The sequence below is a fragment of the Stenotrophomonas beteli genome (assembly GCF_001431665.1).
Lineage (GTDB): Bacteria > Pseudomonadota > Gammaproteobacteria > Xanthomonadales > Xanthomonadaceae > Stenotrophomonas > Stenotrophomonas beteli.
Genome location: NZ_LLXV01000029.1, coordinates 39,681 through 52,509, shown reverse-complemented (window position 1 = coordinate 52,509; position 12,829 = coordinate 39,681). Strand labels below are relative to the sequence as shown.

Annotated in this window: 13 protein-coding genes; 5 read left to right on the top strand and 8 right to left on the bottom strand. The window is 67.8% G+C overall.

Features of this window, described 5'->3' with window-relative positions:
* Positions 1-144: 144 nt before the first annotated feature.
* Positions 145-1,221: an MBL fold metallo-hydrolase gene (locus tag ARC23_RS07445; protein ID WP_057496662.1), complete on the bottom strand. Its 1,077-nt coding sequence runs from the start codon at positions 1,219-1,221 to the stop codon at positions 145-147.
* A 105-nt stretch (positions 1,222-1,326) separates the two neighbouring features.
* Here ARC23_RS07445 and ARC23_RS07440 point away from each other — a divergent pair, with 105 nt between their 5' ends.
* Positions 1,327-1,938 carry a TetR/AcrR family transcriptional regulator gene (locus ARC23_RS07440; RefSeq protein WP_057496661.1) on the top strand — a complete coding sequence of 204 codons (612 nt, stop codon included), beginning with the start codon at positions 1,327-1,329 and terminating at the stop codon, positions 1,936-1,938.
* Here the strand turns inward: ARC23_RS07440 and ARC23_RS07435 are convergent.
* Both ARC23_RS07435 and ARC23_RS07430 read right to left on the bottom strand, forming a co-directional pair.
* Positions 1,935-3,881, bottom strand: coding sequence for an EAL domain-containing protein (locus ARC23_RS07435; protein ID WP_057496660.1), 1,947 nt, complete (start codon positions 3,879-3,881; stop codon positions 1,935-1,937). The genes ARC23_RS07440 and ARC23_RS07435 overlap by 4 nt on opposite strands.
* 95 nt (positions 3,882-3,976) lie before the next feature.
* Positions 3,977-4,693 (bottom strand): SDR family NAD(P)-dependent oxidoreductase, encoded by a 717-nt coding sequence (locus tag ARC23_RS07430; RefSeq protein WP_057496659.1) that lies wholly within the window; start codon positions 4,691-4,693, stop codon positions 3,977-3,979.
* A gap of 194 nt (positions 4,694-4,887) precedes the next feature.
* Here ARC23_RS07430 and ARC23_RS07425 point away from each other — a divergent pair, with 194 nt between their 5' ends.
* The 4 genes from ARC23_RS07425 to ARC23_RS07410 all read left to right on the top strand — a co-directional run bounded on the left by ARC23_RS07425 (position 4,888) and on the right by ARC23_RS07410 (position 8,503).
* Positions 4,888-5,637 carry an APH(3') family aminoglycoside O-phosphotransferase gene (locus ARC23_RS07425; protein WP_057496658.1) on the top strand — a complete coding sequence of 250 codons (750 nt, stop codon included), beginning with the start codon at positions 4,888-4,890 and terminating at the stop codon, positions 5,635-5,637.
* Between the two features lie 140 nt (positions 5,638-5,777).
* Positions 5,778-6,368, top strand: coding sequence for a TetR/AcrR family transcriptional regulator (locus tag ARC23_RS07420; RefSeq protein WP_057496689.1), 591 nt, complete (start codon positions 5,778-5,780; stop codon positions 6,366-6,368).
* Entirely contained in the window at positions 6,365-7,429 is a 1,065-nt protein-coding gene (locus ARC23_RS07415; protein ID WP_057496657.1) for a DUF418 domain-containing protein, read from the top strand. The genes ARC23_RS07420 and ARC23_RS07415 overlap by 4 nt, the downstream gene beginning before the upstream one ends.
* Before the next feature lie 69 nt (positions 7,430-7,498).
* Complete coding sequence (locus tag ARC23_RS07410; protein ID WP_057496656.1) at positions 7,499-8,503, top strand: aminoglycoside phosphotransferase family protein; 1,005 nt, start codon at positions 7,499-7,501, stop codon at positions 8,501-8,503.
* Between the two features lie 62 nt (positions 8,504-8,565).
* On the opposite strand, the gene ARC23_RS07405 is transcribed toward ARC23_RS07410, so the two are convergent.
* The 5 genes from ARC23_RS07405 to ARC23_RS07385 are packed head-to-tail and all read right to left on the bottom strand — an operon-like array spanning position 8,566 to position 12,680.
* Positions 8,566-9,453: a DMT family transporter gene (locus tag ARC23_RS07405; protein WP_057496655.1), complete on the bottom strand. Its 888-nt coding sequence runs from the start codon at positions 9,451-9,453 to the stop codon at positions 8,566-8,568.
* Positions 9,454-9,485: 32 nt separating this feature from the next.
* Positions 9,486-10,547, bottom strand: a complete 1,062-nt coding sequence (gene murB / locus ARC23_RS07400) for a UDP-N-acetylmuramate dehydrogenase (RefSeq protein ID WP_057496654.1) — start codon at positions 10,545-10,547, stop codon at positions 9,486-9,488.
* Positions 10,548-10,555: 8 nt separating this feature from the next.
* Entirely contained in the window at positions 10,556-11,611 is a 1,056-nt protein-coding gene (locus tag ARC23_RS07395; RefSeq protein WP_057496653.1) for a quinone-dependent dihydroorotate dehydrogenase, read from the bottom strand.
* Positions 11,612-11,619: 8 nt separating this feature from the next.
* Positions 11,620-12,390, bottom strand: coding sequence for a class I SAM-dependent methyltransferase (locus tag ARC23_RS07390; RefSeq protein ID WP_057496652.1), 771 nt, complete (start codon positions 12,388-12,390; stop codon positions 11,620-11,622).
* Entirely contained in the window at positions 12,387-12,680 is a 294-nt protein-coding gene (locus ARC23_RS07385; RefSeq protein WP_057496651.1) for a DUF4190 domain-containing protein, read from the bottom strand. The genes ARC23_RS07390 and ARC23_RS07385 overlap by 4 nt, the downstream gene beginning before the upstream one ends.
* Positions 12,681-12,829 lie beyond the last annotated feature (149 nt).

Below are 12,829 nucleotides of genomic sequence, written 5' to 3'. Positions count from 1 at the left end.
CCACCGAGTCAGCAATGCTGCCGGCGTCTCCAATTGCGGTGCCTCCAAAGCTGAGCTGGTTTGACTTCCACGGCGCACTTCCCAGGAGCAGCCGAGCATCGCTCGGCTCTACACGGCTTCCGGCAGGTCAAACGGCATCCCCCATTACAGCTCCACCGTCTCCCACCAGCGCGTACCCGCCTGCGGCGCCTGCATGTCCAGTGCTTCGCCCATCATCGGCGTGGCCACCGGCACGTTGTTCGCGGCCGCCAATGCGGTGATGCGCTCGAACGGCTGCTGCCATGCGTGCAGGGCCAGATCGAAGGTGCCGTTGTGGATGGGCAGCAGCCATTTGCCACGCAGGTCCAGGTGCGCCTGCAGGGTCTGTTCCGGCTGCATGTGCACGAACGCCCAGCGCGGATCGTAGGCGCCGGTCTCGATCATGGTCAGGTCGAACGGGCCGTATTTCTCGCCGATGGCCTTGAAGCCGTCGAAGTAGCCGGTGTCGCCACTGAAGAAGATGCGGAAGTCACCGTCCTGGATCACCCACGATGCCCACAGGCTGCGGTCGCTGTCACCCAGCCCGCGGCCGGAAAAGTGCTGGCCCGGCGTCGCGGTCAGGCGCAGGCCGTTGGCCTCGGTCGACTGCCACCAGTCCAGCTGTTCCACCTTGCCCGCATCGATGCCCCAGGCGATCAGCTGGTCACCCACGCCGAGCGGGGCGATGAAGCGCGCGGTCTTGCGATCCAGCCGCATCACAGCGGCGTGGTCGAGATGGTCATAGTGGTTGTGCGAAAGGATGACGCCGGCGATCGGCGGCAGTTCATCGATGCTGATCGGCGGAGCATGGAAGCGCGCAGGGCCCATCCACTGCACCGGAGAGGCGCGCTCGGAGAACACCGGGTCAGTGAGCCAGTACTGTCCACGCAGCTTCAGCAGGATCGTGGAGTGGCCGATGCGGAACAGGCTGCGGTCGGGCGCGGCGTCCAGGCGGGCGCGGTCCAGTGGCAGCACCGGAATGGGGTGCGCCGGCACCGTGCCCTTGGGCTTGTTGAACAGGAACGTCCACCAGATCTCCGCACCGTCGCGCAGGCCCATTGCCGGGCGCGGCAGCGCGTTGCGGAACTTGCCGTCGCGGTACTGCGGCGATGCGGGGAAGTCGGGGAGGGACCAGGACTTGCAGAAGGTGTAGGCGGTCACGGCAAGGATTCCAAGCAGGGGGACAAGGAGCAGGCGCTTCATGGGGGACGTCCGCTGTGTACACTGCACAGTGTAGTTTCCTGTTTTTCAAAAGTACACTGGCGGGTGTAAAATGCGCATATCCGTTCAGCTTCCTGGTTCTCCGCCATGCCCCGTGCCCCGCAACGCCTGACCGACCGCAAACGCGAGGCCATCGTGCGCGCTGCCGTCGAGGAGTTCCGCGCGGCGGGCTACGAGGCCACCAGCATGGACCGCGTCGCCGAAGTGGCGGGAGTATCGAAGCGCACCGTCTACAACCACTTCCCGAGCAAGGAAGCGCTGTTCTCGATGATCCTGGAGGAGCTGTGGGAGCGCAGCGTGGCCAGCGACTCGCTGCCGTACCGTGCCGATCAGCCATTGGACGCGCAGTTGCTGCAACTGCTGGGCCAGAAGCTGGAACTGCTCAGCGACGCCAACTTCATCGACCTGGCGCGGGTGGCGATGGCCGAGATCATCCATTCCCCCGAACGCGCGCAGGCCATCGTCTGCCGCATGAGCGAGAAGGAGAGCGGCGAGAGTGCCTGGATCCGCGCTGCGATTGCCGATGGTCGGCTGCGCGCGGTCGACCCGGAATTTGCCGGCCACCAGCTGCACGGGCTGGTGAAGAGTTTTGCGTTCTGGCCGCAGGTGACGATGGGGCAGGCGCCGTTGAGTGCGGCCGAGCGCACGCGCGTGGCCGAGTCGGCAGTGGCGATGTTCCTGGGCTTCTACGCCGTCTAGTTGGCCGCGAAGCGGCGGAACTCATCGGCCGGCAACGCCGCCGAGTACAGGTAGCCCTGTCCGACATCCACCCCCAGCGCACGCAGCTGCTGTTCCTGCGCCAGCGTTTCGGTGCCCTCGGCCACCACGATTGCGCCGCAGCGGTGTGCGACCTCGACGATGAAGCGGACAATCGACTGCGACTTAGCGTCGGCCAGCGAGGCGATCAGCGACTGCTCGATCTTGACCTCGGCGATGGCCAGCTGCGAAAGCAGGATCAGCGTCGAGTAGCCGGCACCGAAATCATCCAGCGACAGCGTCACGCCGGCGGCAAGCAACTGGGCGATGTTGGCGTCGACGACGTCGCGCTCGACGATCTCCGTCCACTCGACGATCTCCAGCCGCAGCATCGCACCGGCCACGGCGTGCAGCTGCAGCAGTTCCTGCAGGCGCAGCCCGAAGTCGGGCAGGCGCAGGGATTCGGCCGAGACGTTGACGGCGATGGTCAGCGCAGCGACGTCCTGCCGGCTGCGCTGCAGGAAGCGCACCGCCGAGCGCAGCGTGGCCCATTCCAGGTCCGCCAGCCGGCCGTGCCGGCGCACCAGCGCGATCACCCGCATCGGTGCGATGGCACGCCCTTCACCATCGCGCATGCGCAGCAGGGCCTCGGCACCCACCAGCTGCCGATCGCGCAGGCGGTGCTTGGGCTGGTAGCACAGCGGGGCGTTGCCGTGCTGCAGCCAGTATTCGAGCGCACTCTCGATCAGGTCGTCGATCTCGCTGTCGCGCTGGATCGGATCATCGAAGAACACTACGCCTGATTCGATCGTGCTCAGTGCCAGGGTGATCGCGCGGAACGGCAGGTGGCCATCGTCGGCATCCCCGGGGGGCTTCAGTTCCACCACCGCGCAACGGAACAGGGGCCGGAAGCCCGGCCAGTCCTGCGCGACGCGGTCAGCCAGGTTGGAGGCCAGTTCGGCAATCTGCGGCTGCACGCGCAGCTCGGGCAGCGACAGGTCGTGGATCAGGATCGCCAGCGCGGCGTCGCCAAACTGGTAGATCTCCAGCCGCTCCGCTGGCAGCGGCGGCAGCAACCGACGCACGTCGTCGCTGTTGTCGCGTCGCCACAGCCCATTGTCCTGCAAAGGCCCATAGCGCAGGCGCAGGTCGCGCAGATTCCCCATCTCCGCCACGATCAGGCAGGCCTTGCCGACGCCGTCGTTGTCGCGCCAGACCTGCTGCAGGCGCTCGCCCAGTGCACGCATGTTCGGCAACCCACTGATCGGATCGACACGCAGCCAGGCCTGCTCGCGCTGACGCTGCGCATCGATCTGCGCATCGTTGTAGACCAGCGCGAACACCGCACCGAGCATCAACAGCGACAGTGGCAACGCCAGCAGGCGCTGGATCGCCAGTTCTTCCACCGGCAGGTGGCCGGCGCCGATCATCGCCACGCCCAGCGCCAGGCCAAGGGCGGTGGCCACGATCCGCACACCCCACGCTTGCAGGAGGATGCGCAGCGAGAGTTCGCCGAGCATGCGCGGGTGCAGGCGACGGCGCAGCCAGATGCCGGCCAGCATGTGCAGGGTGGATTCGAGGCTGGCGGGCAGGAAGAACTGCGTACCCGAGAACTGGTAGCGTGCCATCAGGCTGCCGGCGAGGCAGGCCAGGCCGCCTCGCCAGCCGCCGAGCAGACCACTGATCAGCAGGATGTCGAAGCCGAGGTGGAGCTTGACCACCCCTTGGGTATAGCGGGCCACGAACCAGGAGTTGAACAGGTAGATCAGGCCCAGTGCCACGCCCACGTACAGCCGGCGGGCTTCGATGGCATGGCCGGCACGGCGGGTGGCGATCAACAGCACGCCGATCATGCCGATCACTGCGGTGGCCTGCAGCAGGTACAGCGGCAGGCTGGGCAGGGCGCTGTCCAGGACCTGGGCCGCAACCCGTGAAAGCGAATTCATAGCCGGTTCCCGCCTGTGACCGACGGCCAGTGAGAGCAGGGTAAACCACGGCCGCGCGTGCGGCCACCGAGGCCGCGCGGCGCTGGCGGCCGTGGTCAGTAGCGCGGGTCGGCGATGGCCGGCAGCACCAGCTCGCGCACGAAGCCGGATGGCGACAGGTGCAGCAGCGCACGCACCATGGCCACCACATCGTGCACCGGTACCAGTCCACCTTCGCCACGTGCCGCCGCGTCGGCCACCGGCACCGACAGCGCATCGTCGGTATTGAGATAGCCCAGCTGCAGGCTGGTCACCGCCAGGCGGCGATCACGGAAGCCTTCGCGCAATGCGTCTGCGATGCCATTGAGCGCGAATTTCGAGGCGCCGAACGCGACTTCCGGACGGCCACTGCGCGGCAGTGCCGAGGTCGAGCCGGTCAGCACCAACTGCGGTCGCGGCGCGTTCAGAACGCGCGGCAACAGGCGCTGCAACAGCAACAGCGTGGCGGTGATGTTGACGTCGACCAGTTGCGTGAGTGCCGCATCGCTTTCATCGAGGAAGGCATAGTCGTCGCTGAAGGCCTTCTCTTCCCAGATTCCCAGGTTGTGGATCAGCACGTCCAGATCGGCCGGCGCCTGCGCGGCAATCTGGCCGGCGGCAGTGGTGGGCTGGGCCAGATCGGCCTCGATCCATTGCAGCGTGATTCCGTCCGGGCAGTGCAGGTCGCGCGGGCGGCTGCGGGAGACACCGATGACGGTATCGCCGGGACTGCACAGTCCTTCCACGAACGCCCGACCGAGACCCCTGCTGGCGCCGATGACCATCAAATTCATGTTGCTTCCTTGTATGGGGGAGTTGCAGCGAACGCCACTGCACACCGCCTGTGCGGCGCCGGGCACTGTGGACGGCGCGCCGGGTTTCGTCCATCGCCCGGCGCGCCGGCGTAAGGATCCGGTTCAGCGCGGCCGAGTGCCTGCTGGAAGTGCGCGACAATCGCCCGTGTCACCCGCCGACGCAGGATCTTCGCATGCAAAGGAATGAAACCGACTCCGCCCCGAGCGACATGCCGTTGCCGAAGGCGTGGCGGCAGATCCTGGCCGACGCCCGCATCGAACGGCAATCGATCGGCGCTTCGCGCGCGGAGGTTGCCCGCGTGCATCGGCACGGGCAGGCCGATGCCTTCCTGAAGTCGGAAGTGATCGACGCCTTCAGCGAACTTGGCGATGAGATCGCGCGCCTGCGCTGGCTGCGGGCACAAGGCCAGCCCGCGCCGACGGTGATCGCCGACGTCAAGGAAGCAGGGCGCCACTGGCTGCTGATGAGCGCGTTGCCAGGTCGCGATCTGGCGTCGTCGCCGGAGCTCGCGCCGCCGCGGTTGGTTGAAGTGCTGGCCGACGCCCTGCGCGGCCTGCATGCGCTGCCGGTAGCCGCCTGTCCCTTCGACCAGCGCATTGCGTCGCGCCTGCAGGCGGCCGCAGCGCGGATCGAGGGCGGCTTGGTCGATGCCGGCGATTTCGATGACGAACGCCTCGGCCAGAGCCCGCAGCAGGTGTTCGCCGAACTCCACGCCACCCGGCCGGAGCACGAAGACCGGGTGGTGTGCCATGGCGACGCCTGCCTGCCCAACCTGATGGCGGCCAACGGCCGCTTCAGTGGGTTCATCGACTGCGGGCGGCTGGGCGTGGCCGATCGCTACCAGGACCTGGCGTTGGCTGCGCGCAGCCTGGTCGACAATTTCGAAGACACCCGGTGGGTGGCGCCCTTTTTTCAACGCTAAGGCCTGGTTGCCGATGAGCGGCGGCTGGCGTTCTACCGCTTGCTTGATGAGTTCTTCTGAGGTGGCAAGGGCTGAACGCTGGCCTGCCGGCGCCAGCCCAGTGCCTTGAAATGGACGAACGTTCGTTCATGATTGGCGTCATGAACCGCATCGACCGCAACCAGCAACGCATCGCCCAGATCCTGCAGGCGGCCCTGCAGTGCTTCCTGGCCAAGGGTTTCCACCAGACCAGCATGCGTGACATCGCGCAGGCGGCCGGAGTCAGCCTGGGCAATCTCTACAATCACTTCCCGGGCAAGGAGGCGATCATCCTTGCGGTGGCCGAGACCGAGAGCGAAGCGCTGGCGCCGCTGCTGGCGCGGTTGGCCGCAGCCGACGGTGAACGTGTAAAGGTGCTGGCCTTCCTTCAGGCTTTCCACGCGCTGTGCCGGCAGCCGGAGTGGGCGACGCTCGCCGTCGAGGTCCTGGCCGAATGTGCGCGGACCCCGGCTGTCGCCGCCGCCTTCAATGCCAATCGACGGCAGGTGCAGCAGGCGCTGGCCGACGCACTGCTGCGCATGGCACAGCGCGAACGCCGGCGGCCCGCGCTGGCACCGGCGCTGCAGGCGCAGGTCGTGCTGGATGCCATCGAGAGCAATGCGCTGCGCCAGGGCCTTTTCCAGGCCGGTGGCGCGCAGGGAGACGTGCTCGACCCTGCCCAGTTGCTGGCACTGCTGGGCGCGCGCGCATGAGTGGGGGCGAGCGGCGCATGCATGGGTTGGATCTGGCGCGTTACCTGGCACTGGCGGGCATGGTGCTGGTCAACTTCCGGTTGGCCATGGCCGTTCCTGCCGATGGTGACGGTTGGCTGGCCGGCGTCTTCCACCTGCTGGAGGGCAAGGCCTCGGCGACCTTCGTCACCCTGGCAGGGCTGGGCCTGGTACTGGCCACGCAGCGCCAGCAATGGCGGCCGGCGAGCATGCAGACCTGGCGGCGCGCAATGGTCCTGATGGTGCTGGGCCTGTTCAACCTGACCCTGTTCCCGGCCGACATCCTGCACTTCTACGCGGTGTATTTCGCGCTTGCGGTGCTGTGGCTGCGCGCGTCGCCGAAGGTGTTGCTGGCCAGCATCGTCGTCCTGGCAGCGTGCTCGTTCTGGGCGCTGCTGCACTGGGATTACAGCGAGGGCTGGAACTGGCGGACGCTGGAGTACGCCGGCCTCTGGCAATGGCCCGGCGCGGTGCGCAACCTGCTGTTCAATGGGTTCCATCCGGTGCTGCCGTGGCTGTGCTTCTTCCTGCTGGGCATGCTGCTGGCGCGCCTGCCGTTGTCGCTCCCCCGGGTGCAGCGGGCAGTGCTGGCGCTGGGGCTGTTGCTGATCGGTGCCGGCCACGGCGTGCAGCATCTGGCGCAGGCCACGCCCTGGCAGGCGTGGCTGGGAACGCAGCCGATGCCTCCTGGCCCGGCCTACCTGCTGACCGGCGCCGGTGCAGCGTGTTCGCTGATCGCCGCCTGCCTGTTGTTCACGCATCGCTATCCGGGTGACTGGATAGAACCGTTCACCGCCGCAGGGCGCATGACCCTGACCTTGTACGCCGGTCACATCCTGCTGGGCATGGGCACGCTGGAAAGCCTGGGCCTGCTGGACGGAAGCGCTTCGTTGGCGTCGGTGCTGTTGTGGGCGCTGCTGTTCCTGATGCTGGCAACGGCCGCAGCGTGGCTGTGGTCGTGGCGGTTTGCGCGTGGCCCGCTGGAAGCGCTGATGCGTCGCGTCGCGGGCCAGCCTGCGGCTCGCCCCGGCGCGATGTTGTGACGGACATGTCTGTGTCTCGGCGAGGGCATCTGCGATAGTGGCCGCAGGTAATACTTTCCCCTTCCATTCATGTCATTCGCGTCGGCGCAGCATCTCGGCGAAGTTCTACAGCAGTCCTACGGCATCACGGCAACCGCAGTGGTGCCACGCGCGGTGGGCGCCGACGCCGGCGCCAGCGTGTACCGCGTCGATGCGCGGCATGGCCAGTGGTGGTTGAAATGCCGTACCTACCAGGTTGATCCCGCGGTGTGGGACAGCCTGCATTGGCTGCGCGGCACATCCGGCATCGACGAGATCGTGGCGCCATGGCCGGCACTCACCGGCGGCGCCTCGGTTCAGCGCTGGGGCCTGCAGTTCACCCTGTTTCCCTATATCGAGGGTCAGTCCGGTTTCGAGGCGCCCTTGAGCCGCGCCCAGTGGAACCGGTTGGGCCAGGTGCTGCGGCGCCTGCACGAGGTGCGGTTGCCTGCGGAGCTGCAGGGAGCATTGCCGCGCGTGCAGCTGGAGCCCGCAGCGCTGGAAACGGTGGGCAGGTGGCTGGCCGAGGATGGCCTGCCGGCTGCACAGGACGGGCTCAGTCGCGCGTTCGTCTCCATCTGGGAGCAACAGCACGTGCGCATCGCCGCGCTGCACGCACACGCGCTGCAGCTGTACGGTGCGCTGCAGGGCGTTCCGGTGGACCTGCACCTGTGCCATACCGATCTGCACGCCGGCAACCTGCTGATGGGCAACGATGGCGCTCTGCACCTGATCGACTGGGACGGCCTGTCACTGGCACCGCGCGAACGTGACCTGATGTTCGTCGGTGCCGCCGTTGGAGGGCGCTGGGGCCGCGAGAATCCGGCGGGCTTCGGCGAAGGCTATGGCGGCGACCTGGGGGATCCGCGCTGGATCGCCTGGTATCGCCACGGGCGCATCCTGCAGGACCTGATCGAATTCCAGCAGGTGCTGCTGGCGCCTGGCGCGCTGGATCGTTCGCCACAGCTGCGCCGGCAATCGCTGCATTTCCTCAGCGAGCAGTTCGCTCCCGGCAATGTGTTTGATGCTGCCGAGCGCGCGTATCGCGCGCTGTAGATCCACGCCACGCGTGGGTGGCGTGATCAGGCGGGAGGGTTGTTATCCACGCTTGGCGCGGTCTACTCGGCCGGTTTGGCGGCGGCTGAGGCCGCAGCGCTGGCGGCACGTCGTGACAGAACAGCCTCGCGGTGCGCGATATAGGCGTTGGCGCCGAGGATGATGCCGGCACCGAGGATCGTCCAGCGATCGACGGTTTCATTGAACAGCAGCCAGCCGCACAGGGTCACCAGCGGAAGTTGCAGGAAGCTGATCGGCGTCAGCGCTGAAACTTCGCCCAGGCGCAGAGCGCGGGTCCACAAGAGCTGGCCCAGGGTACCGAGCACGCCGGTGGCCAGCAGCCACAACCAGGCCAGGCCGGTGGGCCAGACCCAGACGAACAGCGCCGGAACCAGCGACAACGGCACCCAGAACACATAGGTGTAGAGCACCACGGTGTCGGCGCTGTCGATGCGGGTCAGCTGCTTGATCTGGATCGCCACCAGCGAGCTGAGCACGGCCGCGCACACCGCAACCAGGCTGCCGGCGGTGAAGCCAGCGGTGCCAGGGCGGACGATCACCAGCACGCCGATGAAGCCGACCACCACCGCCGCCCAGCGGCGCACGCGCACGGTTTCGCCCAGCCACAGCACCGCGGCAATGGTGACGAACAGCGGCGTGGAGTACGAGAGTGAGACCGCCTGCGCCAGCGGCAGGTGGCCCAGCGCCCAGAACGCGCACAGCATCGACGCCAGGCCGATCGCACTGCGCACGAAATAGCGCGGCAGCTGCTGGGTCTTCCATGGCGCGCGGCCCGGTCGCAGCAGCATCGGCAGCAGCGCAAGCAGGCCGAAGGCGTTGCGGAAGAACGCCACTTCCTGGGTCGGTACGTAGCGGGTGGCATAGCGGATCGCCACCGCCATCAGGCCGAAGGCCATCGTGCTGCCGAGCATCAGCAGCGCCGCCCGCATCGGGGTGGCGCCGGGGGAGAGGGTGGGGCTGTTCACCACTGTGCGCCGAGCAGGCGGGGCTCCGGTTCGATCGGTACGCCGAATTTCTCCAGCACCGAGGCCGAAATGCGGCGCGCCAGTGCCAGCAGCTCGGCGCCGGTGGCGTTGCCGTGGTTGACCAGCACCAGCGCATGGCTCGGCGCCACGCCGGCATCGCCTTCGCGGAAGCCCTTCCAGCCGCAGGACTCGATCATCCACGCCGCCGAAACCTTGCGCTTGCCCTCCTGGTCGGCCGGGAACACCGGCAACTCAGGGAAATGCTGCAGCAATACGTCCACCTGCTCCAGCGGCAGCACCGGGTTCTTGAAGAAGCTGCCGGCGTTGCCCAGTACATCCGGGTCGGGCAGCTTGCGGCGGCGGATCGCGATCACCGCATTGGCCACGTCCACGGCGCTGGGCAGCTCCACGCCCTGCGCCTGCAGTTCCTCGCGGATACCGGCGTAGTCCATGCGCAGGTCATGCAGCAACGGCAGCTTCAGCTCGATGGCGGTGATCAAGTAGCGGTCCATCTGCTGCTTGAACACGCTGTCGCGGTAGGCGAAACCACACTGTTCGTTGTCCAGCCGCACCCAGGCCTGTTCCTGGCAGTCCCAGGCTTCAACGGCCTGGATGAACTCGCCGACCTGCGCGCCGTAGGCACCGATGTTCTGGATTGGCGCGGCGCCGGCGGTGCCGGGAATCAACGCCAGATTCTCCAGGCCGGACAGGCCTTCCTGCAGCGACCACATCACCAGGCCATGCCACGGCACGCCGGCGCCGGCGCGGATCACGGCATGGTCGGCGCGGTGTTCAAGGAAACTGATGTCACGGTTGGCGAACACCAGCACGGTGCCGGGAAGATCTTCGGCGATCAGCACGTTGCTGCCGCTGCCCAGCACCAGCAGCGGGCCGCTGGCCACCTCCGGCAGTGCCAGCACCTCCGGCAGCAGTGCGGGATCGTGCAGTTCCAGCAGCTGCGCGGCGCTGGCCTGCACATGGAAGGTATTGAGCGCCTGCAACGGGGCATTGCGGGTGAGCGTCCAGCGCAGCGGGGCGTTGCCGTCGACGGTATCCATGGGCGCGCTCACAGCGGCGCCACCGCGCCACGGCTGGGCGCCTCGCGACGGCGGCGGATCGCCTCCACGCAGTCCGAGACCAGGGCCGGGCCGCGGAAAATCAGGCCGCTGTAGACCTGCACGAGCGAGGCACCGGCGGCCATCTTGGCCACCGCATCGGCACCGGACAGAATGCCGCCGACACCCACCAGCGGCACCGCTTCGGGCAGGCGCGCACGCAGCCGGCGCAGTACCAGCGTGGACTGCTCCAGCACCGGTGCGCCGGACAGGCCGCCGGCTTCGTTGGCCAGCGGGTCGCCGGCCACCTTGCTGTGGTCGATGGTGGTGTTGGTGGCGATCACGCCGTCCACCTGCAGCTCGCCCAGCACGCGCGCGGCGGCATCGATGTCGCGCTCGCTCAGGTCCGGCGCCACCTTCACCAGCATCGGCACGCGACGGCCGTGCCGCGCGGCGAGGTCTTCCTGGCGGTCACGCAGCTGGCTCACCAGCTGGCGCAGCGCGGTCTCTTCCTGCAGTTCGCGCAGGCCGGCGGTGTTGGGCGAGGAAATGTTGACGGTGATGTAGTCGGCCAGCGGGTACACCTTGTCCAGGCAGGCGATGTAATCGTCCACGGCCTGTTCGTTCGGGGTGTCCTTGTTCTTGCCGATGTTGATGCCGAGCAGGCCGCGGCGGTTGCGCGCGCGCTCGACGTTGCGCACCAGCGCGTCCACGCCGGCATTGTTGAAGCCCATGCGGTTGATGATCGCGTTGTGTTCCGGCAGGCGGAACAGGCGCGGCTGCGGATTGCCGGCCTGCGGGCGCGGGGTGATGGTGCCGATTTCGACGAAGCCGAAGCCGAGCGCGAACAATGCATCGATGTGCTCGCCGTTCTTGTCCAGGCCGGCGGCCAGGCCGACCGGGTTGGGGAACGTCAGCCCGAACACCGTGCTGGGCATCGGCGCGATGCGTGCGGCCAGCAGCGGCGTGGTGCCGGTGCGGTAGGCCAGGTCCAGTGTGGACAGGCCAAGGCCGTGGGCGCGCTCGGCATCGAGCGAGAACAGGAAGGGGCGGGCAAGCGAATACATGCGTCGATTCAGTCCAGCGTGCCGAGGAAGGCTCGGGTTTGATATTCAAAAGCGACCTGGCCGTCGACCGCGTGGGCGGCGAACAGGTCCTGCAGCGCGGCGATCATCGGCGCGTGCCGCGGATGGCCGGCCTGCGGTGCGTAGGAAGAAGACAGCAGCCGCCCGCGCAGGGCGTCCAGATCCAGGTACTGCACGTTCGGCAGCTGCACCATGCCGCGTAGCCCCCTCCCGAACCATGCCCGCATCGTGGCATCGTCCTGGTAGCGCTCGGCCACCGCGCTGTAGTCAGTGCCGAACTCCAGCAGCAGCTGCTCGTAGCCGACCAGGAACGGGCTGGCATCGAGCAGGCGCGAATTCCAGTAGATCAGTGCCTGGCCGCCGGGACGCAGGATACGCCGCCATTCGGCGCGCACGGCCACGGTGTCGAACCAGTGGAAGGCCTGGGCGACGCTGACCAGATCAACGCTGGCAGCGTCCAGGCCGGTGGCTTCGGCGCGGCCGTCGACGGCACGGAACTGCCGATAGTGCGGTACCAGCCATGCTTCGGCGGCGGCGCGCATGGCCGCGTTCGGCTCAACGGCGACCACCGGATGGCCGCTGGCCAGGAACAGGCGGCTGGAGATGCCGGTGCCAGCGCCGATGTCGGCCACCTGGACCTGGTCGCTGACGCCCATCGGGCCATGCAGCCACTCCAGCAGGGCGGGCGGGTAGTCAGGCCGGTAACGGACGTAGTCGGCGACGCGGCTGCTGAAGCGTTCAGTGCTGTCGGAAGGGGTCATGACGATCCGTTCGACATCGCAGCGAGCCAGGCCAGGCCGCCGAAGAACAGGATGAAGACCACGATTGCGGCGATCACCGCGCCGACCATCAGCCAGCCCAGCACCAGGCCGGTGACGGCCAGGCCGTCACCGTCAAGGTCGTGCGGACGGCGGCGGATCTCGGCGCGGGCCATGTGCCCGGTGACGATGGCCACGATGCTGGCTACGAACGGCAGGACGGTCCAGCTGGCGATGCCGGCGACCAGGCTCACTACGGCCAGGGCACTTGTCTGTCGGGGTGCCACGCTCATCGGGGTCCTCCTTGGCAGTGTGCACATGATAGTGCCTCTGACCGGGCAATCCCATGCCCGGCGGATGCGATGGCAGGCGTGGACCCTGGTCGACAAACGAGGTGCCAGCCCCGGTAGGCGTCGACCTTGGTCGACGAAGGGCAATTCAG